Raw genomic sequence first — 21,910 nt, 5'->3', positions numbered from 1 at the left:
AAGCGATTCTTTCCTTCCGTTTCTCACCCTTTTGTTCCACCTGCCGTTAAGCCAGAGACGAAATACTTTTGGAATGAAAGGAAGAGAATAGCGATCGGCACCGCAATTAAAACGGATCCTGCTGCAAACGTTGTAAATTCACTACCAAATTGTTTTGCGACTAAATCGTACAATCCGACCGCAAGCGTATATTTTTCTTTACTGCGCAGTAACACGCTCGCTAAAATAAAATCCCCAAACGGCGCAATAAACGTAAAGAGCGCCACAACCGCGATAATCGGTTTCGCAAGCGGTAAAACAATTTGAAAGAAAATACGCAAATGCCCTGCTCCGTCAATTTTCGCTGATTCATCGAGCTCTTTCGGAATCGTATCTAAATATCCTTTCATCAGCCACGTATTCATCGGAATGGCCCCACCGACGTATACAAGAATTAACCCTAAATGCGTATCGACTAATCCCGTTAAAAGTGCCAAAATGAAAATGGCAATCAACGCCGCAAAGTTTGGGATCATTTGTAAAATCAAAAACGTCATTAACCCGTTTTGACGGCCGATAAATCGATAACGTGAAAACGAATACGCTGTTAAACTAACTAAAATGACGGAAAAAATCATCGTCAATGTCGAAATTTTTAAAGAGTTCCAATACCAAGTGAGATAGTCGCTTTGCGATGTATCAAACAACTTTTTATAATGGGCAAGCGTGGCGTTATCTGGAATCATTTTCGACCCTGATAAACTTTGCCCCGGGTTAAACGACGAGCCAACGACCCAAAGAAGCGGATAGACGATAATGATCGTCATCGCCAAAATGACTGCATACGACAACGTCAACCGAATGAGTTTTTGTCTTTTCATATCCATATTACATCATATCCTCTTCTTTAAATGATTTTGTTCTTCTAAACTGCCATAATGCGACAGATACGACAACGAGAGAAAGCAATAACGTAATCGCAGCTGCTTTTGAATATTGCGCAGACGTCATCGTTAAACGATAAATCCACGAAATTAAAATGTCTGTCGCACCTGCATTTTGCCCAGATACCGCAGGGCCACCGCCATTAAATAAGTAAATGATGTTAAAGTTGTTGAAGTTAAACGTATATTGCGTAATTAAAATTGGCGCTGTCGCATACAATACGAGCGGAAGTGTAATTTTTGTAAACTTTTGCCAACTTGAAGCGCCATCGACTGTCGCTGCTTCATACAATTCGTTCGGAATGGCTTGCAATACCCCTGTTGTCATCGCAAAGACGAACGGGAAGCCGAGCCACGTTTGAATGAGAATGAGTGCGACTTTCGTCCAAAACGGATCCGTCATCCATTCAATCGGTCCGATGCCGAGCGATGCTAAAATCGTTTTATTAATGACACCGAACGATTCGTTAAACATACCTGAGAAAACGAGAATCGTTACAAACGCTGGAACAGCCCACGGTAAAATGAAAATCGTCCGAATGATCGCTTTTCCTTTTAAATCTTTTTGGTTCACGATAATAGCTAGGAAAATACCGAGCGCAATTTGTAACGTTGTTGCTCCAAACGTCCAAACGATCGTCCAGGCAAGTACGTTAATGAACGTTTTTCGCCAAAGATCGAGCTTTACTAAGTCAATAAAGTTTTGAAATCCAACCCAATCAACAAGTTTTGCTGGCGGAGAATGATACAAATCATAGTTTGTAAACGCCAATAACACGACGAAAATAATCGGAAAAATGACGACAAACACAAGCAAAATGAACCCTGGTGAAATCATTAAATATGGAAAGCCGTTGTCCACGAGCGCGCGATATTGCTCACGCAACGAGCTAATTTTCAACCCTAAATCGCGCTTTTGCCCATTTTTATAGGCGTCGCGCAAATTAAACGCATAAAACCCAAGCCCAAACACTGAAATGATAACTGCTAAAATTCCTTCAACGAGCAAGAAAATGGAATGGTCACGTCCGACAACTTCACCGAGCGTAAAGATTCCCCACCATCCCATATTTAATAAATCTTTAAAAACGATCAAAAACGAAGCAGCTAAAATAAAAAATGAGATACCTTTCACGTATTGACGATTATATAGTTGTCCAAATCCCGGAATAAGTGATAAACCGAGGGCAATTTTCCGATGGTTCGATTGATACATTGGTGTTTCCATTGATTTTGTCTCCTTTCTAAACAATGGCGAGGAGCGCACTTGAATGTGAATAACTAAACAAATAAAAGAAAGTTGAAGCAGTACCTCTACAAGAGAGGTACCGCTCACTTCTTACTTGCTTGGATGGTTTGTTTCAATGTTCGTTTTAATTGTTTTTACAGCTTCATCAAGCGCTTGTTTTGGCTCCGCTTTTTGATTTGCCACAAGTTGAAGTGCTGTCGCCATTGGTCCCCATACTTCTGCCATTTCAGGAATGTTTGGCATTGGAATCGCGTATTGAGATTGAATTGCGACTGCTTTCGCTCCTTCATCTTCTGCGATTAATGGATCGTTAATGAGCGACTTCACAGGCGGAATTTCACGCGTTAACTCGAAACGTTTTTTCGCATTTTCTTCGTTTGTAATAAACTCAATTAGTTTTGTTGCCCATTCAGGATGTTTAGAGAACGCAGATACGTGCCATCCTTTTACACCCATAAATGTTTTCACAGGCTCACCGTTTGGCAATTTCGGCATTGGTGCGACACCGATATCGATGCCTGCATCACGCATCCCTTGGAACGCCCACGGACCGTTCATGACAGATGCTGCTTTTCCTTCGTTGAATAAGCCATCCATCGCTGAACCGCCGTTTTCACCGATAATACCTTTCGGGAACAATTCTTTATACCATTTTTGAATATATTCTGTTCCTTTGACTGCTCCTTCATTATTTAAGCCGATATCGTTGCGATCTAACGCACCGTTATTGTTTTTAAATACGTAACCGCCCATACCAGCGATCACACCGTGCGCGAAATAGAAGTTATCCCAAAGCGCTAAGAAACCGTATTGTTCACCTTTTGTAAACTCTTTTGAGAATTGATACAATTCATCCATCGTTTCTGGCGCTTTGTCCATTAATTTTTTATTATAAATGAATACAGGAGTTTCTACCGCTTTCGGAAGTCCGTATAACTTTCCATCGTACATTTGCGCTGATACCGAAGATTCTGTAAACGTATCTAATACCGATTGATCGACTTGAATTTCGCGAATAAGCCCTTCTGTAACGAGCTGACCGATTTGGTCATGCGGAACAGTAATGACGTCAGGACCTGTGCCAGCCGGACCGTCTAAACGCAGTTGATCGCGCTGTTTTGTTGCCATTTCCACTTCTTTGTACTCGACTTTAATACCATACTTTTCTTCGAACGCTTTAATCGCTGGCTCTAACGCCACACCGCGCTTCACGTCTTCCCAAACGACAAGCTTTTCCGGTTTTGGCGGCATGCCGTCTTCTGACACTTCAGTTTTTCCTTCATTTTCATTTTCTTTCGGTTTTGCCTCATCTTGTGGACCACAACCTGCCATCACACCTGCAAGTAATGCAAGCGATGAAAAAATGGATACCGTCTTTTTCATTTCGACCCCTCCTGTGTTTTAAGCAATACGTACAAACGCTTTCATTTTTGCGAAAACGATTGCACAACCTTTATCTTCATTATACAATCATTTTCCGTTTTGACAACTATTTTTTTCATCTTTTTTTGAATGAATGTTGACTTTTTAGTTCTGTTCATTTTACGCTTTACATAAGCAATGTATCCGCTTCCTTCATTCAAAACAGAACGAGCGTACAAACATGTGATAAAAAGCGCAATCGATTGCGCTTACAGTTGAAAGGAGTGTTTGAAACATGTTAAAAGAAGCGATTTACCACCGTCCAAAAGATGCGTTTGCTTATGCATACGACGAGCGAACGCTACATATTCGTCTGCGAACAAAAAAAGATGATGTCGATGCAGTATACTTGTTATTTGGGGATCCATACGTTTGGAAAGACGACGCATGGCAATTTGACAAGCAATCTATGCAAAAAAGCGGTTGTGACGCTTTGTTTGATTATTGGTTTATCGCTGTGCAACCCCCGCATCGCCGCTTGCGCTATGGGTTTGAATTGCACGCAGGAGAAGACGTGCTTATTTATACAGAAAAAGGCTTTTACAAACAAGCACCGACAGACGATACAGCATACTATTTTTGTTTTCCATTTTTAAACCGCATCGACGTGTTTCACGCGCCTAGCTGGGTGAAAGACACCGTTTGGTATCAAATTTTCCCTGAACGGTTCGCCAACGGCAATCCACGCTTAAACCCACCAAATACGTTGCCATGGGGAAGCGTCGATCCGACAACAACGAGCTTTTTCGGCGGCGACTTTGAAGGTATCATCGCACAATTAGACTATCTCGTTGAACTCGGCATTAACGGCATTTATTTTACACCTATTTTCAAAGCGCCATCGAACCATAAATACGATACGATTGACTATTTCGAAATCGACCCACAATTTGGCGACAAACAAACATTTAAGCGGCTTGTTGAAGCATGTCATGCCAAAGGCATTCGTGTCATGCTTGATGCCGTGTTTAACCATAGCGGCTATTATTTCGCCCCGTTTCAAGACGTATTAAAAAACGGCACGAAATCACGCTATAAAGATTGGTTCCACATTCGTGAATTCCCGCTTCAAACGGAACCGATTCCAAATTATGATACGTTTGCGTTTGTGCCAGAGATGCCGAAATTAAACACAGAACATCCGGAAGTGAAACAATATTTATTAGATGTCGCGACATATTGGATTCGCGAGTTTGACATCGACGGCTGGCGCTTAGACGTTGCGAACGAAGTCGATCACCAATTTTGGCGCGAGTTTCGTCAAGCGGTAAAAGCGATCAAACCGGACGTTTATATTCTCGGTGAAATTTGGCACGATGCAATGCCGTGGCTTCGCGGTGATCAATTTGATGCGGTTATGAACTATCCGTTCACAAACGGGGCGCTCAACTACTTTGCGAAAGAAAACGTAAAAGCAAACGAATTTGCTCATACGATCGTGAATGTGTTGCATAACTATCCGCAAAACGTAAATGAAGTGGCGTTTAACTTGCTCGGCAGCCACGATACACCACGCATTTTAACGCAATGCGGTGAACGAAAAGAAAAAGTGAAGCTCATGTTTACGTTCCAATTTTCTTTCAGTGGATCACCATGCATTTATTATGGGGATGAAATCGGTTTAACAGGTGGGCAAGACCCGCTTTGCCGCAAATGTATGGTATGGGAAAAAGAAAAGCAAGATCGTGATATATTCACGCATGTACAAAAGCTCATTGCGTTGCGCAAACAATATCGCGCCTTGCGCTTTGGCGAATTTCATATGTTAGAAGCAAACGATAAAACAAATCATATCGCTTACGTGAAAACGTACGACGATGAAACGATCGTTTGCTTGTTAAACAATGCAGATACATCGCTTACATGGACCGTTCCATTTTCACTAAAAGACAAAACGGTCATCAACCTTTGGACAAACGAATGCATAACTGAACAAACAATGAATATTGAGCCGTACGGCTTTCGCATGCTGCTTGTACAGCCTACGTCCGCTGTATAAAACGGCGATATTCGCTTGGCGTCATGCCTTCCATTTTTTTGAATACGCGCGAAAAATATGCGCCATCTTCAAATCCGACTTGTTTTGCAATCGCCGCGACCGTCTCGTTGGTTGCGGCTAATTTTTTCTTTGCTACTTTCAATCGATAATCGTTTACATATTGCAACGCGCTCATTCCAATCGTTTTTTGCATACAGCGCGAGATATAGTCTGGATGAAGTCGGAGGGCATAAGCAAGATGCTCCATTTCAAACGGTTTATCATAATGACGATGAATATATTCCATCGCCTCCCTACACACGTGTTCAGCTGCTGATGGAATATGAAGCGTTTGTTTTTGCAGTTGAACGATCCACTGTGCAAATAACAACTGTTGCGACAGCGAATGATCAGGTGTTTGCTGTTCATGTACGATATGTTGAAGCATCGTTTCCATTCCTTTTTGATTCAACTTCCCATATTGCGGAATGAATAAACGATATTGCGCATAATCGACATATGTAGCCTCTCTCTCAATAATATCGCTCCATCCGTACGGCTGTTTTTCAACACGCTCGTATTGTGGTGCAGAAAAATGAACCCAAATAAAATATGTATCTTCATCACAAGGCTCATGTCCATAATGTTCAAAGCCCGGACATAAAATGACGTATTCCCCCTCACGAACAGCAAACGTTTCTTGTTGTTCTGTCATATATAACGTCCCTTTTTGTACATACAGTAAATCAAATACGGAAAATGTACGCCGAAAATGTTTCATTCCTTTTTGAAAAACCGCCTCCCCTCCTTTAATAAAAACAGGAAACGGTGGTACGGAAAACGATATATACATACAATCTCCCCTTTAAGTCGGAAATGTACAAAAGTCATCGCCTTTTTCTCTTTTCACTATTATATACAATCCATTAAACTAAAAACAGTTTGCAAGTCGGAAATCGTAAAGGGGTTGTCTTGTTTGGCAAAAAAGCTTTCTTTATTTGCGCTCACATGGCCCATTTTTATTGAATTGACGCTTCATATGTTGACGGGCAATGCCGATACGTTTATGCTCAGTCAATATGCTGATGAAGCGGTGGCGGCTGTCGGTGTTGCGAATCAACTATTGTTTATGGTCGTTGTCATGTTTGGTTTTATCGCGACCGGAACGTCCATTTTAATTGCCCAATATGCTGGAGCAAATGATGAAAAAACAGCTTCCTATATTGGAGCGGCTTCCATTTGGGCGAATTTGTTATTTGGCGTCATATTAAGTGTTGCGCTTTGGGCAGGAAGCGATCGTTTACTTCAACTAATGAACGTTCCACATGAGTTGATGGCTGATGCGCGCGCGTATTTATGGATTGTTGGTGGCTTTTCGTTTGTGCAAGCGCTCATTATGACGCTCGGCGCCATTTTACGTAGCTACGGTTTTACACGCGATATGATGAATATTACGATTGGGGTGAACATATTAAACATCATTGGCAACTATTTCGTGTTGTTCGGACCGTTTGGCTTACCGGTTTTAGGTGTTGAAGGGGTCGCTTGGTCAACAACGATTAGCCGTATCATCGGGCTTGTCATTGGATTTTTGCTCATCATGAAACGTCTCCCGCACCCTCTCCCGCTTTTATCGAAAGAGGCGTTTGCATTTCGTTACATCAAACAATTATTAAAAATTGGCATCCCATCGGCTGGCGAGCATGTCGCTTACAATACGTCACAACTTGCCATCACCTATTTCATTACAATGCTCGGCACTGAGGCGTTAACGACGAGAGTATACACACAAAACATCATGATGTTTATTTTTTTATTTAGCGTCGCCATTGGGCAAGGGACGCAAATCATGATCGGTCATCTCGTTGGGGCAGAACGCTTTCATGAAGCGTATACCCGTTGCTTACGAAGTTTGCGTCTTGCAGTCATCATTTCGTTTACGATGGCAGCGTTGTTTTCCGTTTTTTCTGATCAACTGTTTTCCATTTTCACAAGCAACAAACGGATGATTGAAACAGGCGGGACGCTCATTTTACTCACGATGCTTCTTGAACCGGGGCGCTCATTTAACCTTGTAATCATTAACTCCTTGCGCGCGGCCGGCGATGTGAAATTTCCCGTATATATCGGCATTGCTTCGATGTGGGGGGTGAGCGTTCCGCTTGCTTACGTGCTTGGTATTTCGTTCGATCTCGGCTTAGTCGGCGTCTGGCTCGCCTTTACTGCGGACGAATGGCTGCGCGGCTTGCTCGTCTATTGGCGTTGGAAATCAAACGTATGGCGCACAAAATCGTTCGTCAAAAAGGAAGCGACAGCTTAAAACCAAGCAAATGGTTCGCAACATTTTGTCCGCTAATGACAACCATCGGCGACCCGCCTCCTGGGTGGGTCGTCCCTCCAACAAAATATAACCCTTTCACCTGCCGACATGCGTTCGACGGACGTAAAAACGTATCACGACGTCGATTGGACGCCATCCCATATAACGCCCCGCGATATGCGCCAAACTGTTCCGCAATATGAAGCGGAGTGATCACTTGTTCGACATCTGGTACAATGTCCAACCCATATGCCCGAAGCCTTTCATACACGAGCTGCTTATATGCTTGTTCATCGACTTGCATACGCCCATCTTTCGTAAGCGGCGGAGCATTCACTAGCACGAACAACGACGTGCCAGCGGTTGTAAACGGCGGGGCGCAAACGTATATTGTCGGATGTTCGCTATACCGTCCGGCAAATAGATGTTCAAACTCTTGTTTATAATTCGCCGAAAAGAAAACGTTGTGATGAGCTAAATCATCCCATGTTTGTTTTGTACCAACTAACATGACAAAGGCGGAAATGGACGGCTCAGCTCGTTCATACGAACGATCGTGAGGATCAACAAGCTCTCGATATGCCCGCAACAAATCGGCATTCATAATGACGACGTCCGCTTCCACCTTTTCCCCATCTTCAAGCTCGACTCCTTTTACCGTACCGTTTTTTACAATGACGCGTTTGACCGCCCGATTCGTATGTAACGTTGCCCCTGCTCGTTTCACAAGCATCGCAAACGTATGAGCAATTCGGGCGTTTCCTCCTTCCACATAATATACCCCGTCAACCATTTCTAAATAGGCGATCATCGCAAACGTCGCTGGCGCCATATACGGTGATGAACCAATATACGTCGCATAACGGTCGTACGCTTGAATGACATGTTCATTTGTAAAATAGCGGCTAAAAAAAGAATGAAGCGTCTCAAACGGACGAGCAGACAAAAGAGCAACCGCAAGCGATGGCGACATATAATCAACAAACGAGCGAAACATGCGCGGAAAAAAGTACGTTTTCGCGAGTTTATACAGCCGCTCCACTTCGCGAATAAAATCGTCGTATCGCAACGCCCCGATGCGATCAATACGCGCAAGCTGCTCTTTCATATAGTCGCGATCGCTTGACAGAAAAAACGTTGTGCCGTCTTCGTACACGTTTTTCGTATGGACAGCCAATTTCCGAAACGTCATGTAATCTTCAAGGCGCTCACCTGTTTGCTCAATGACGTGGCGAAACACAAACGGCATCGTAATCGTATTCGGCCCAAAATCAAAATAATAGTCGCCAAGTTGAACGGGCATTAACTTCCCGCCAAAATGGCGATTTTTTTCAAATAACTGCACATCCACACCGCGATGGGCGAGCGTCACAGCGGCAGACAACCCACCGAGCCCACCGCCAATAATGACGACTTTTTTCACGTGTACGTCCTCCCTTTCCATTCATAACGTTTCGCGCGCATCGATGCATACATTAATGCGATAAACGCTCCTGCACTTATCGGCATCCAATAACACGTCGAAATCGAGCGCTCCGTCTTCCATTCGACATACGCTTTTTGAGCAATAACGATGATGAGTGGCGTCGCATACGCCGCTCCATACATAAATGACAACGGAGCAACAACAAGCGGTGCGACGTAAAATAGTCCGTAAAACATCGTGAGCATCACGACAAAAAACGATGAGCGATTTAACCCGACATATACATTTTTTAAAAAACCTTCCCATACTTCTTTATTCGTTTCATACATATAACAAACAACATGTGTGCTTACGTTCGCAAGGATGACACGATACCGATGTTCTTTCATTTTGCGGGCAATCATTACATCTTCAACAAGCTCACTTTTTACAGACGCATGCCCACCGATCGCTTCATACGCCGCGCGTTCAAAAAACAAACACGCCCCATGCGCTGCGGTCGCCGAACGTATATGCGTATAATTTGCTAAAAATAAAGGCAAATGAAACAAAATAAAAAAATGTTGCAACGGCACGAGCCATTTGCCGATCAACGGAAGCGACGACGGATGAAACGACGGAAAGCCCGTCACTAATTTCGCATCATACGCGGCTGCGACCGCCAACAATTTTTCAATGACTGCGGGCTTTAACTCGACATCCGCATCAATAAAAAACAAATACGCCCCTTTCGCCTGTTTCGCCAGTTGATGACACGCATGCACTTTCCCTACCCAACCGTTAGGAAGAGGCTTCCCTTGCCATATTTGAAAACGATCGTCTTCTTTCGTTTCTTTCAACAATAACTCATACGTGCGATCAGTCGATTGGTCATCAAGAAGCAAAAATTCGACTGACTCATACGTCAACTGCTTTAACGAACGAACGAGGCGCACGACATTCCGCTCTTCATTGCGAAGAGGAACGAGGACACTGACAAGCGGGCGAGCGACGATTTGTGGACGTTTCGGAAGCGAAATAAGAAACAAAGCGTTAAAAACGGTCCAAATGAAAAAACTTACCCACACCCCGATCATAACGCCCCTCCGTTCCAACGTGTAAACGATTGAAGCTGTTCGCTCACAACCAACCTCTTCACTTCATCTAGTTGTGCGGTGCAAATGCGTTCGAGTTCAGCCGTTTTTTCCTTCCGATCGCTTCCCACCATATGAGCCGCCCATAACGGCTCGCCAATATGAATAAACCATTCCGGCTTACGATGGTGACGAAAACTATGGTAAAACGCAAGCGGTATGATCGGCACGTTCGCTCGTTCCGCTACATATATGGCCCCTGTAAAAAAATGAAGTGGACGTTTTTCAATATGTTGTTCTTCCCCTTGTGGAAACATCCAAACACTTTTTCCATCGCACAATAACGAAACGGCGTAGTCAAGCGACTTCATTATTTCTTTTCGTTTCGTCCGATCAATCGAAAAACCGCCAAGCTTACGAAAAAACGGATATTGTTTTAACCCTTCTTCACTCATCATCGCATAACTATTTTGTTGAAACAGAAAACGGCTCAATTGAAAGGCGATTAGCCCATCCCACCATGAACTATGATTCGCGACATATAACGCAGGTGTTCGCACGATGCGTCCACGCACATGTAGCCGATGAAACGACGTGCGCAACAACCATGTGTTGTAAAGGGAAAACATCCATTCAAACGAACGACTTTTTTTCGCTTTAATCATGCCGACCGTCTCCATTTCCAAAAAATAAACGTCGCAAGCGATAACCCAAGCAAAAAAGCAACGTACAATTGTTCTAGTAAAGCAAGAAATAAAAACATCGCGTCAAGAAGGAAAAACAGGACAATGGCTCTCCTTTCTGAACTTGCCTTGCGCCCAGGAAGAACGAACAATAAAAGATGAATGACAAACGCAACAACAAACCACCCAGCAAAATTTTGAAGCGGAACGTTATAATATATGCTCGTTCCTTCCCAAAGCCAATATTGTTTCGCAACATATGCGACCGGGTCAATCACTAAATCTAATACAACCGCCAAAGATGCGCCAACAACGGAAGCAACAATAGGTCTCATTGGCGGAACGAAACGTAACGCGAGCGCATGCGTACAACCGATCACGGCAAGCCAAGCGAACCCAATCGCTATTGGAACACCAAATATGGTCAGACCAAATTGATTCGTATAATCATATGAGCCAAAAATGAAACTATACGTCGCCCCAACATACTCGACCGCCATCGTACCAATGAAGATCGCAATTGTTGCGATGATCCCCCGTTGACCGTACCTTTCAATTAAAAATAATGCACCAATCATTCCCGCAAGCATTAAAAAAACAACGTTCGCCCATTCTAACCACGGCGGTAGAAGATGAAAACCGACGAGTACAAGTCCGCATCCATACCAAATGAGAAAAAGGCGGTATAAGCGCTCACCCCACTTCAACGTTTTCGCCCCCAATTTGTTGGAGCAACGCTTTTTTTCGTTCTTCCGACACAAACGCCCGCTTCGCAAATACGTCATATTGTTGCTCACGAACAACGTGTAAAATGCTTTTGTACATCAATGTCGCTCCCCGTACGGCAAAACGTGCTGAAAGCGGATAAAGCGAAAATGCCGCTTCGGCATACGTATATTTCTCTTCTGCCTTTTGTGCAATATGTTCCCATAAATCAATAAATGCGTTCGTCACCCGACCAAAAGCGATATCTTGTTCACTTACTCCATACACGCTCATCCATTCACGCGGTAAATAAATACGACCACGCGCTATATCTTCTCCGACGTCGCGCAAAATGTTCGTCAGTTGCATCGCTTCTCCAAGCGCGATGGCGCTTTCTTTTAACTGCTCGCGACGATGCGGGGCTAAAATCGGCAATAACATTAAGCCAACGGTGCTTGCGACACAATAACAATAACGCAACAACTGGGAAAACGTATCATAACGATGAACAGTCAAATCCATTTTTTGTCCTTCAATCATATGCGAAAACGGTTCAGCGTCCATATCATAGCGGGAAAATACGTCGCGAAGCGCTACCCACATAAAGTCATTTTCTGTATATCCCCCTAAAAACGATTCCCATTGTTTTTCAAACTGTCGTAGTTGTTGATGTGGCTGTGTTCCTTCATCAACAATATCATCGACGCGACGACAAAATGCGTAAATCGCCCAAATGGCATTACGATCATGTAACGGTAAAACGGAAAATGCCCGATAAAACGTTTTCGAATGATGTGCCGTCACCGCTTCACATTGCGCATACGCTTGCCTGATATTCATCATTCTCCACTCCAATCACGAGATATTTGTTGTGCACATAACTTTGCCCCTTGCATGACAACCGGCACCCCGCCACCGGGATGAATCGACGCACCAACGCCATATACGTTTTCGTAACGTGTCGACTTCACTTGTGGGCGAAATGGGCCGGATTGAAATAACGTCGGTGCGATCCCAAACATGCCGCCATCATACAATCCTTCTCTGTGCGCATCAAGCGGCGTACGCACGTGCATCCACTCGATCGCCTGTTTGACATTCGGAAACGCCCGTTTTTCTACTTCATCGACGATGCGGGCGATCCAACGATCTTGTTTCGTCCAATCGATATGCCGTCCAGCTGGTACAGGAATTAACACATACAACACACTTTTTCCTTCAGGTGCGAGCGAACGATCGACCGCTGACGGATAAAACGTATAAAATGACGGATCTTGTGGAACGACTTTGCGATCAAATACATCGCCCATATGTTGTTGAAAATCATGGGGTAAAAAAAATTGATGAATTGGTGCATCGTACGTTTTCCGAACCCCCATATAAAGCAGTACACAGCTCGATGATGGGATCCATCTTCTTTTTTTCGTCATCATCGTCGGCTCATCGGTATTCATAACAAATGCATCAAAACGATACTTTTCTCCTTTCACATAAAGCGCCTCAACAGTCGATCCGTTCACTTCATACCGCTCGATTTTCGTTTGCAGTCGGACGGTGACACCCGCTTCTTCTAGCTTTCTTGTAAGTAAAGAAACGAGACTTGCGTAGCCACCTTTTACGTAATACACGCCGTGCGCATGCTCGCTAAACGAAACGAGCGAGTAAAGCGATGGCGTTGCATACGGATTGCCGCCAATATATAACGTTTGTAACGAATAAGCAAGCTGCAACCGTTCATCGTGAAAATAACGGGCCATGTTCGTTTTCACAGATTGATAGGCGCGCATGCGCGAAAAAAGCGCCATCGTTTCTTTCGTGAAAAACGTTTGTTTCTTTATAAATGACTTCGTTAAAATGAGCTCATCGCCTTTTGCAAAATATTCCCTCATCTCATTCATAAAACGTTGAAATCCTTTTTCTTCTCCAGGAAACAGGCGAGCAATTTCTTGTTTTTGTCTTTCTACATCCGCGTACTTTGTATACGATACGCCGTCTGAAAAATGAATCGTATACATCGGATCGCAGCGAACAAGCTCGTATTCATCTTCCGTTATCCCAACATCGGAAAGAAACGTGCGCAGCTTCTCTGGCAATAATACAATCGTTGGACCAGCATCGATGCGAAACCCGTCTCGCTCAATAAACGAAAGCCGTCCACCAAGTCGATCGTTTTGTTCAAAGATCGTCACATGCGCGCCGCGTTTCGCTAGCCATAACGCCGTCATCATTCCACCAATTCCGCCACCGACAACGGCGATGTTCATCACGCTTCCCTCCGTTTCGGCAAAGCGCCAACGGGAATAAGCGGTTGACGATGAGCATGCAATATGCCGTTTGCGGTAATGCGAGCCGATTCAAAAATCGTCGGCAAACCGCTTCCCGGATGCGTCCCGCCACCGACAAGCCAGCAATGCTCTAACTCTTCAAATTCGTTATGTGGACGAAACACCATCATCTGCGACAACTGATGCCCTAAGTTAAATGTCGCCCCTTCGTAAACGAACATGTCATGTTCCCAATCATGTGGGGTAATGATTTTTTCATATTCAACATGTTGTTCCATACGTCCCCATCCTAACTTTTTCGCGAGCGTATCCCATAGTTTTTCACGAAACGGTTCTTTCTCTTTTTCCCAATCAATCCCGCTCGTATTGTTCGGTACAGGGGCTAAAATGTAAAGCGCACTTTTTCCTTTTGGTGCTACTGTCTCATCTGTGACGATCGCATTTTGTACGTAAATCGATGGATCGTGCGGAATCGTTTTTTCTTTCGTAATTTCATCGACATTTCGCTTATAATCATCCGCAAATATAATCGTATGATGGGCAAGATCCACCGGCTTGTTTATCCCGACATACATCATAAACGTTGAACATGAATATTTCTTTTGTTGCAATTTTTCTTTGCGATATTTGTTTAATACCCCATCATCAACGAGATTTGTCATCGCATAAGCAAAATCAGCATTCATAATGACTTCATCAGCCACCACTTTTTCACCGTTTTCTAATATGACGCCTCTCACCGTACGACCATCAAGCCAAAGCTTTTTTACTCCTGTGTTGACATATACGCGCCCCCCATATTCTTCAACGATGCGCGCCATCGCTTTTGGAATTTCATTTAATCCACCGATGACGTGATAAATACCGTACGCATGTTCCATATAAGATAAAATGGAAAATGCACCTGGACATTCCCAAGGGGACATCCCTAAATATTTCGCTTGAAACGTAAATGCTAAACGAAGGCGCTCATCATGAAAATATCGGCTTAATATGTCGTATAGCGACTGCGATAACGTCAATTGCGGCAATGCTTTTAACACTGTCGGTCGCAAATAATGGTATAATCTGTCCATTTTACTTTGCAAAATGGGGGCAAGCGCCTGCAACTTCCGCTCGTTTTCATTCATAAACCGCTCATAACCATCTTCGTCCCCTGGAAATAGCGCAGCAATTTGTTCTTTCATTCGCTGCCGATCCATCGTCATCGCTAACTTTACATCAGGAAAAATAAGTTCATACATCGGATGTAATTCAACTAGTTTCACGTAGTCATGTATGTTTCTTCCTGCGGCTGTAAATAGTTCTTCAATAATATGAGGCATGCTTAAAAACGTCGGACCGATGTCAAAGCGATACGGTCCAAGCTCGAATCGTCCATTTCGCCCGCCTACGTACGATTGTTTTTCGAATACGGAAACGTCATATCCTTTCGCGGCAAGCAACATCGCCGCCGCAAGCCCACCAGGTCCCGCCCCAACGACAACAATTTTTTTCACGTGATTCACTCCATTAAACAAAAGTTATACAAATATTATACAAAATAATAAAGAAACAAGAAAGAAAAAAGACAGCCGTTTTTAGCTGTCTTTTAAATGAATGTTGTAATGCTCAAACCATTCGTGAAATTGAATGAAATACGCTAAAAGTTGCGGACCAGACATGAGTTGACCAAACCATGGGATGCGAAACGAGTTTCCTTTTGTCTCAACTAATTGTTTTAACTTCTTTTCATCAAACAATTCGTACAAAACCGATGAACGATTTGTTAAAATCGTCCCTAACCGTTCAGCAACGATGTCGGTATAACGCGGATGATGCGTTTTTGGATACGGACTTTTTTTCCGATACAAAATGTCATTTGGCAAAATCCCCTCCAATGCCTTACGCAAAATACCTTTTTCACGATTGTTATGCATTTTCATCTCCCACGGAATGTTCCATACATACTCCACGAGACGATGATCGGCAAACGGCACGCGCACTTCTAAACTTGCCGCCATGCTCATTCGGTCTTTTCGATCTAACAGTGTCGTCATAAACCAAACCATATTTAAATAAAACAATTCGCGGCGGCGCGCTTCTTCCGCGCTTTCTCCGTCTGCGTGAGGAACTTCACGAAGCGTTTCTTTATAACGCATATGCGCATACTCATGAAGCGGCAGTTTTTCGCGCCACGTTTCATGTAAAAGATCGAACCGTTCATTTAACGACCGCATCCACGGAAATCCGTCACGCTCGAAGTCTTCTTTTCTATGAAACCACGGGTAGCCTCCGAAAATTTCGTCGGCACATTCACCCGACAAACTAACGACAAACTGTTGCTTAATCTGACGACAAAACCAGAGAAGCGATGAATCAATATCCGCCATCCCCGGTAAATCGCGAGCGATCACCGCCGCTTGCAATTCATCAGCCAACTGTTGTTGCGAAATGACACACGTATGATGAACGGTTTGAAACGCATCGGTCATTTGCTTAATCCACGGCCCGTCGCTGTTCGGCTGAAAGGCGTTGGCTGTAAAATATTGTTCGTTTTCTTCGTAATCAATCGAATACGTATGAAGCGGTCCTTTTCCTTCTCGTTCAAACGCCTGCGCCGCAATCGCTGTAATGGCGCTTGAGTCGACGCCACCTGACAAAAACGTACACACCGGAACATCTGACACAAGTTGACGTGTAATCGCATCAATGAGCAATGTTCGAATATGCTCGACCGTCTCATCAAATGAATGCACATGTGGCCTGCTTTTTACGTTCCAATAGCGCCATTGATGCACGTCACGCTCAGCAACGATCATCGCATGGGCCGGCCGCAGTTCATAAATCGTTCGAAAGACGCCATGCCCCGGGGTGCGTGACGGGCCAAGCGCTAAAATTTCGCACAAACTTTCGCGATCAATTTCTGCTCGAACGTTTGGATGCGCTAAAATGGCTTTAATTTCTGAAGCGAATAAAAACTCTCCTTGTTCGTAGCGATAAAAGAGCGGTTTGACACCTAGACGATCGCGCGCTAAAAATAGCTGCTTTCGTTCACCATCCCACACCGCAAATGCAAAAATACCATTTAGATAGTCGACGCATTGTTCGCGCCATTCCATATATGCGGTAAGCAACACTTCTGTATCCGAATGCCCTTGAAACGTATATCCTTTTTTCAATAACTGATTGCGAATATCTTCCGTATTATACAGTTCGCCATTATAACAAATCGTATAAGCATAGCCGTTTTTCGTTCGCGTCATCGGCTGAACGCCACCTGTTGGATCGACAACGACAAGCCGCTTATGTCCAAATGCAACATGGTCATCAACCCAAACGTTCGTATCATCCGGCCCTCGGAAAGAGAGCGTATTGGCCATCTTGAGCACCGTTTCTTTCTCTTGATGTAAACGACGTCCAAAATGAACCCATCCGGTAATTCCGCACACGTCAATCATTCCCTTCTGTTGTGAACAAGTATGAAGCATGCTTTTATTTTATGCATCGTTTATATAAATGATGAGTTGTCTATAATGGCGTACGGAGGGAATTGACACAAAAAGGAGGGAAACGAATGGATCGCCTTACAACATTGCGCACACAAAAACGTGCTTACATCTATGGTGTTGTTGAACAAGTAAATGGCGAATGGGTGTTTTTTGATGAAGATGATGAAGCGCATGAGTTCATCAGTTTGCCTGAAGAAGTGGAATTGTTTCGCTTCGGTCAATGGGTGAAAGGATGGCTCGGAGAACATGGAGACATATATATGTCGGAACGTTATACATTAAAAAACGGTGATCGTCTTCGCTACATGAAACCGTTGTCGCACGCATACGAACAATGGCTTGCTCAGCTACCCGATCACGCGTTTTTCCATTTCATTCATTTAATTAATGAATGGAATTTTTCGGTATATGACTGTTTGTATTGTTATAACTATATGTTATTTGCTGAAAAAGGGGTGAATTTTTTAATGTTCGACAACTCGCTCGACATGTGTAACGTCCAACATTATTTTGACGGGAAGCAACATCGTTTCGAACTGACGTTGCAAACAGGAAAAAAAATGATTGGCGTACAACTCGATCATTGAATGGTGGATTCGCTTCCTTGCAGCACTTGTTGTTCAAACTGTTCGGCCAGAAGTGGTTTAAAAATGGCGTATCCTTGCGCATAATGACATTTTAATCGTTTCAACAATTTCATTTGTTCCGCCGTTTCAACACCTTCTGCGACAACTTTTAAGCGCAAACCGTGCCCCATCGTAATAATCGATTTGACGATCGCAATATCCGAGCGATCTTTATGAAGCTGATAAATAAACGATCGGTCAATTTTTAACGTGTTAATCGGCAAATCTTTTAAGTAACTAAGCGATGAATAGCCTGTGCCAAAATCATCAATCGACACGTGTACGCCAAGCTGTTGCAGTTTTTTCATGACGTGGATGCTGTAATACATATTGCGCAACATCGAACTTTCCGTTAATTCTAAATGTAAACAATGCGCAGGCAGTTGCGATTGTTTGAGCGCTTGTTGGACGTCTTCAAAAAATGTCGGATGTTGAAATTGCGAAGCGGATACGTTGACTGAAATTATTAACGAACGAAAGCCGAGATCGTGCCATTTTTTCGTTTGCATGCACGCTTCTGTTAACACCCAGCGCCCGAGGTCATGGATGAAACCAATTTCTTCCGCAATCGGAATAAACTCAAGTGGAGAAACAAGACCGATTTTCGGATGTTTCCAACGTAACAACGCTTCGCTCCCAATAATTTTCCCAGACATTAAATCGAGAAGCGGTTGATAAACGAGAAAACATTCATTTTTGTCGAGCGCTTTTCGTAAATATCGTTCCAACTCGACGCGATGCATGACTTGTTCATTCATTTTTGTCGCGTACAATTTCACATTGTTGCCGCCGTTTTGTTTCGCTCGATTGACCGCTGTATCTGCATTTTTTAATAGCGACTGCGCATCTACACCATCTGTTGGATAAAAACTGACACCGACGCTTGCAGTTAAAAAAAACTCTTTTTCTTCGTATACAATCGGTAAAGCAATATGTTGGAGCAATGTTTTCGTCCATTCGACGACCGTTTGCACATCCGTTTGTTTTGTCAACAATAAGCTAAACTTATCTCCCCCAAAACGACCGAAATGCGCGCCAGATGGCAATATGTTTTTTATTCGCTCCGCCATTTGCTTTAATATTTCATCTCCTCCGTAATGACCAATCGTATCGTTCACCATTTTAAAGCGATCCATATCAATAAATAAAACCGCAAGCGTATCGCCTGTTTCTTTCGCTTTGTCGATGGCGTTTTTCACGATATTTGTAAATTGCAGCCGATTCGGCAACCCTGTGTCTATATCGTGATATGCGATATATTTGATATGTTCTTCCGCGCGCTTTTGTTCAGTAATGTCACGCCCGATGCCGTAAATGCCAACCTTGTTTCCGTCAACGATAATCGGGACATTTTTAATTTGGAATAAATATACCTCTCCTGATTTCGTCGGAATTTCTAAATTGTATTGTTGTACTTTTCCTTTTAACGCGCGATAAAAATAGCGACGCACGCGGGGAATGTCTTCTTTTTTAATGTAATCGAGCGAGTTTGTATGCAAAATTTCGTCTGCTTTATACCCGAACACTCGTTCAAATGCGGGATTGACACTTGTGAAATTGCCTTCTAAATCAGTGGAATATACGATGTCTGGATTATGTTCAAATAAGGAGCGGTAATATTGTTCAGATAGTTTCATTTTTTGACGCATTTCGTCTACATCCGCTCGACATTCGTCAAAAACGAGGGCACAGATGACTGCTATTTCCGATGCATCCCCAATCATCGGAAACAACTTTGCTTGGGGTAAATGATGTTGCACGTATTGTTCGACTTGCATGCGAAACGAAGGAGAAAGCGAAGAAACGAAAATCGTTAGTTGGTCATACTCATATAAACGATAGTCACTTACCCACCGTTCCCAATCCGCAAACGTGTTGCAAACTGTTTGAAATAATTTCATCCCCTTTTTCCCACTCTTTCTTTCTCTTTATAATATTTTTTCAATTATTAATCAATTTGTATTATAGCACATTTCCATATGATAGAAAAAGAAAAAAGTTGGCGAATATGCCAACTTTACGAAAAAAATGAAAAACCAAACGGCAATTTAAAGCCAAGATAGAGCACAACGACGAACGCAACAAGAAACTGAAGCCAAAGAACGTTCGTATTTTTCCCTTTTGCTGTCCGAACGAGAATCATTTCCATTGTAGCAATAACCCATAAACCGACGATCACTTTGACGATATACAGAAACGGAAATGAGGACATGCTATGTAAAATCCACGCGCCTGTCGCAATGATTAACACGTAAAATAAGCGCAACAACATGTGTACCATCTTTGTTTTTTCATGTCCTTTCGCTTGAAAAAAGATCGCAACGACAAATAAAATAAGCGCAACGACCCACGTTGTAATATGTGCATGTGTCATAACTAAGCTCCTTTCTTTCTCCAATTCATATATGCTTATCATAGCATGTCTATATATGAATTGAAAAAGAAAACGCTCGCCTTTTCTATTTACTTTCTGTATTCACTTCAAGTATGTTATATATGTGACTATTGCAATAGGAGGGATTGACGTGAAAACAGCACAAATTATCGAACTAACAGAAAAATACGGAGCAAATAACTATCATCCACTTCCAGTTGTCTTATCGAAAGGCGAAGGTGTATGGGTAGAAGATCCAGAAGGGAATCGTTATATGGATATGTTAAGCGCTTACTCAGCGGTCAATCAAGGACATCGCCATCCGCGCATCGTACAAGCGCTTATTGAACAAGCTAATAAAATTACATTAACATCGCGCGCATTCCATAACGACCAGCTCGGTCCATGGTATGAAAAAGTGGCAAAATTAACAAAAAAAGAGATGGTTTTACCGATGAACACAGGTGCCGAGGCGGTCGAAACAGCCGTCAAAGCAGCGCGTCGCTGGGCATATGACGTCAAGGGCGTTCCTGCCGATCAAGCGGAAATTATCGTTTGTGAAGATAACTTCCACGGTCGGACGATGACAGCGGTGTCGATGTCATCAAACCCAGAATATAAACGTGGATTCGGTCCGATGCTTCCGGGCATTAAAGTCATTCCGTTCGGTGATGTCGAAGCACTTAAACAAGTGATTACTCCAAATACAGCTGCATTTATTTTTGAGCCTATTCAAGGGGAAGCAGGCATTAACATTCCGAAAGAAGGGTTTTTAAAAGCCGCATATGACGTATGTAAACAACATAACGTGTTATACATTGCCGACGAAATTCAATCCGGGCTTGGTCGTTCTGGTAAAATGTTTGCATGCGATTGGGAAGAAATTGAACCAGATATGTACATTCTCGGTAAGGCGCTCGGTGGTGGCGTATTCCCAATTTCATGCGTAGCCGCAAATCGCGACATTCTTGGCGTATTCAATCCAGGCTCGCACGGATCGACATTCGGTGGCAATCCGCTCGCTTGCGCCGTTTCGATCGCTGCGCTTGATGTCATCATCGAGGAAAAATTACCAGAGCGTTCATTTGAGCTCGGTCAATATTTCCAAGAAAAATTGCGCGAAATCAACCATCCAGACATTAAAGAAGTGCGCGGCAGAGGGTTGTTTATCGGCGTTGAATTACACGTCCCAGCGCGTCCATATTGTGAAAAACTGCAACAAGAAGGGCTATTATGTAAAGAAACGCACGATACGGTTATTCGCTTTGCCCCTCCGCTCGTCATTACAAAAGAAGAGCTCGACTGGGCGATTGAAAAAGTGAAAAAAGTATTTGAACAGTAAAAAGCTGGGGCAT

18 protein-coding genes are annotated in these 21,910 nt (G+C 43.4%); 4 read left to right on the top strand and 14 right to left on the bottom strand.

Annotated features, from left to right (window positions below; translation table 11 throughout):
- Window positions 1–23: 23 nt before the first annotated feature.
- From ASC42_RS03070 to ASC42_RS03060, 3 genes are all read right to left on the bottom strand, one after another.
- Window positions 24–866, bottom strand: coding sequence for a sugar ABC transporter permease (locus ASC42_RS03070; protein WP_032100816.1), 843 nt, complete (start codon window positions 864–866; stop codon window positions 24–26).
- Window position 867: 1 nt separating this feature from the next.
- A complete protein-coding gene (locus ASC42_RS03065; RefSeq protein ID WP_042534515.1) occupies window positions 868–2,151 on the bottom strand; it encodes a carbohydrate ABC transporter permease in 1,284 nt (427 codons plus the stop codon).
- 111 nt (window positions 2,152–2,262) lie between these two features.
- On the bottom strand, window positions 2,263–3,555 hold the full coding sequence (locus tag ASC42_RS03060; protein WP_055440501.1) for an extracellular solute-binding protein: 1,293 nt from the start codon (window positions 3,553–3,555) through the stop codon (window positions 2,263–2,265).
- A gap of 274 nt (window positions 3,556–3,829) precedes the next feature.
- Here ASC42_RS03060 and ASC42_RS03055 point away from each other — a divergent pair, with 274 nt between their 5' ends.
- A complete protein-coding gene (locus ASC42_RS03055) occupies window positions 3,830–5,593 on the top strand; it encodes an alpha-glycosidase (protein ID WP_055440500.1) in 1,764 nt (587 codons plus the stop codon).
- Here the strand turns inward: ASC42_RS03055 and ASC42_RS03050 are convergent.
- Complete coding sequence (locus ASC42_RS03050; protein ID WP_055440499.1) at window positions 5,577–6,425, bottom strand: helix-turn-helix domain-containing protein; 849 nt, start codon at window positions 6,423–6,425, stop codon at window positions 5,577–5,579. The genes ASC42_RS03055 and ASC42_RS03050 overlap by 17 nt on opposite strands.
- 123 nt (window positions 6,426–6,548) lie before the next feature.
- Here ASC42_RS03050 and ASC42_RS03045 point away from each other — a divergent pair, with 123 nt between their 5' ends.
- On the top strand, window positions 6,549–7,892 hold the full coding sequence (locus ASC42_RS03045; protein WP_425339065.1) for an MATE family efflux transporter: 1,344 nt from the start codon (window positions 6,549–6,551) through the stop codon (window positions 7,890–7,892).
- On the opposite strand, the gene ASC42_RS03040 is transcribed toward ASC42_RS03045, so the two are convergent.
- The 8 genes from ASC42_RS03040 to asnB form a co-directional block, all read right to left on the bottom strand.
- Window positions 7,870–9,336 (bottom strand): phytoene desaturase family protein, encoded by a 1,467-nt coding sequence (locus ASC42_RS03040; RefSeq protein WP_082435673.1) that lies wholly within the window; start codon window positions 9,334–9,336, stop codon window positions 7,870–7,872. The two genes, ASC42_RS03045 and ASC42_RS03040, sit on opposite strands and share 23 nt — an antisense overlap.
- On the bottom strand, window positions 9,312–10,394 hold the full coding sequence (locus ASC42_RS03035; RefSeq protein ID WP_055440496.1) for a glycosyltransferase family 2 protein: 1,083 nt from the start codon (window positions 10,392–10,394) through the stop codon (window positions 9,312–9,314). The genes ASC42_RS03040 and ASC42_RS03035 overlap by 25 nt, the downstream gene beginning before the upstream one ends.
- Window positions 10,391–11,056 (bottom strand): lysophospholipid acyltransferase family protein, encoded by a 666-nt coding sequence (locus ASC42_RS03030; protein ID WP_055440495.1) that lies wholly within the window; start codon window positions 11,054–11,056, stop codon window positions 10,391–10,393. The genes ASC42_RS03035 and ASC42_RS03030 overlap by 4 nt, the downstream gene beginning before the upstream one ends.
- Entirely contained in the window at window positions 11,053–11,781 is a 729-nt protein-coding gene (locus tag ASC42_RS03025; RefSeq protein ID WP_055440494.1) for a carotenoid biosynthesis protein, read from the bottom strand. Before ASC42_RS03025 ends, ASC42_RS03030 begins: the two co-directional genes overlap by 4 nt.
- Window positions 11,768–12,619, bottom strand: a complete 852-nt coding sequence (locus ASC42_RS03020) for a phytoene/squalene synthase family protein (RefSeq protein WP_082435671.1) — start codon at window positions 12,617–12,619, stop codon at window positions 11,768–11,770. Before ASC42_RS03020 ends, ASC42_RS03025 begins: the two co-directional genes overlap by 14 nt.
- Window positions 12,619–14,043, bottom strand: coding sequence for a phytoene desaturase family protein (locus ASC42_RS03015; RefSeq protein ID WP_055440492.1), 1,425 nt, complete (start codon window positions 14,041–14,043; stop codon window positions 12,619–12,621). Before ASC42_RS03015 ends, ASC42_RS03020 begins: the two co-directional genes overlap by 1 nt.
- The gene (locus ASC42_RS03010) at window positions 14,043–15,563 is read right to left on the bottom strand and encodes a phytoene desaturase family protein (RefSeq protein ID WP_072242651.1); all 1,521 of its coding nucleotides are present in this window, start codon (window positions 15,561–15,563) and stop codon (window positions 14,043–14,045) included. Before ASC42_RS03010 ends, ASC42_RS03015 begins: the two co-directional genes overlap by 1 nt.
- Before the next feature lie 81 nt (window positions 15,564–15,644).
- Window positions 15,645–17,495, bottom strand: coding sequence for an asparagine synthase (glutamine-hydrolyzing) (gene asnB, locus ASC42_RS03005; protein ID WP_055440580.1), 1,851 nt, complete (start codon window positions 17,493–17,495; stop codon window positions 15,645–15,647).
- A 125-nt stretch (window positions 17,496–17,620) separates the two neighbouring features.
- Here asnB and ASC42_RS03000 point away from each other — a divergent pair, with 125 nt between their 5' ends.
- Window positions 17,621–18,142 carry a DUF2777 family protein gene (locus ASC42_RS03000; protein WP_055440491.1) on the top strand — a complete coding sequence of 174 codons (522 nt, stop codon included), beginning with the start codon at window positions 17,621–17,623 and terminating at the stop codon, window positions 18,140–18,142.
- On the opposite strand, the gene ASC42_RS02995 is transcribed toward ASC42_RS03000, so the two are convergent.
- Entirely contained in the window at window positions 18,136–20,082 is a 1,947-nt protein-coding gene (locus tag ASC42_RS02995) for an EAL domain-containing protein (protein WP_055440490.1), read from the bottom strand. The two genes, ASC42_RS03000 and ASC42_RS02995, sit on opposite strands and share 7 nt — an antisense overlap.
- 116 nt (window positions 20,083–20,198) lie before the next feature.
- The gene (locus tag ASC42_RS02990) at window positions 20,199–20,555 is read right to left on the bottom strand and encodes a YisL family protein (protein ID WP_055440489.1); all 357 of its coding nucleotides are present in this window, start codon (window positions 20,553–20,555) and stop codon (window positions 20,199–20,201) included.
- A 151-nt stretch (window positions 20,556–20,706) separates the two neighbouring features.
- On the opposite strand from ASC42_RS02990, the gene ASC42_RS02985 reads away from it, so the two are divergent.
- A complete protein-coding gene (locus ASC42_RS02985) occupies window positions 20,707–21,897 on the top strand; it encodes an ornithine--oxo-acid transaminase (protein WP_055440488.1) in 1,191 nt (396 codons plus the stop codon).
- The last annotated feature ends 13 nt before the right edge of the window (window positions 21,898–21,910 follow it).

The sequence above is a fragment of the Anoxybacillus suryakundensis genome (assembly GCF_001418025.1).
Lineage (GTDB): Bacteria > Bacillota > Bacilli > Bacillales > Anoxybacillaceae > Anoxybacillus > Anoxybacillus tengchongensis.
Note: the sequence above shows the minus strand (reverse complement) of the source record. Positions and strands in the feature narration are given on the sequence as shown.

Bases quoted from the DNA above. Each gene is read 5' to 3' on its own strand.
- ASC42_RS03070 (WP_032100816.1), bottom strand. From the start codon at position 866: ATGGATATGAAAAGACAAAAACTCATTCGGTTGACGTTGTCGTATGCA.
- ASC42_RS03065 (WP_042534515.1), bottom strand. From the start codon at position 2,151: ATGGAAACACCAATGTATCAATCGAACCATCGGAAAATTGCCCTCGGT.
- ASC42_RS03060 (WP_055440501.1), bottom strand. From the start codon at position 3,555: ATGAAAAAGACGGTATCCATTTTTTCATCGCTTGCATTACTTGCAGGT.
- ASC42_RS03055 (WP_055440500.1), top strand. From the start codon at position 3,830: ATGTTAAAAGAAGCGATTTACCACCGTCCAAAAGATGCGTTTGCTTAT.
- ASC42_RS03050 (WP_055440499.1), bottom strand. From the start codon at position 6,425: ATGTATATATCGTTTTCCGTACCACCGTTTCCTGTTTTTATTAAAGGA.
- ASC42_RS03040 (WP_082435673.1), bottom strand. From the start codon at position 9,336: ATGGAAAGGGAGGACGTACACGTGAAAAAAGTCGTCATTATTGGCGGT.
- ASC42_RS03035 (WP_055440496.1), bottom strand. From the start codon at position 10,394: ATGATCGGGGTGTGGGTAAGTTTTTTCATTTGGACCGTTTTTAACGCT.
- ASC42_RS03030 (WP_055440495.1), bottom strand. From the start codon at position 11,056: ATGATTAAAGCGAAAAAAAGTCGTTCGTTTGAATGGATGTTTTCCCTT.
- ASC42_RS03020 (WP_082435671.1), bottom strand. From the start codon at position 12,619: ATGAATATCAGGCAAGCGTATGCGCAATGTGAAGCGGTGACGGCACAT.
- ASC42_RS03015 (WP_055440492.1), bottom strand. From the start codon at position 14,043: ATGAACATCGCCGTTGTCGGTGGCGGAATTGGTGGAATGATGACGGCG.
- ASC42_RS03000 (WP_055440491.1), top strand. From the start codon at position 17,621: ATGGATCGCCTTACAACATTGCGCACACAAAAACGTGCTTACATCTAT.
- ASC42_RS02995 (WP_055440490.1), bottom strand. From the start codon at position 20,082: ATGAAATTATTTCAAACAGTTTGCAACACGTTTGCGGATTGGGAACGG.
- ASC42_RS02990 (WP_055440489.1), bottom strand. From the start codon at position 20,555: ATGACACATGCACATATTACAACGTGGGTCGTTGCGCTTATTTTATTT.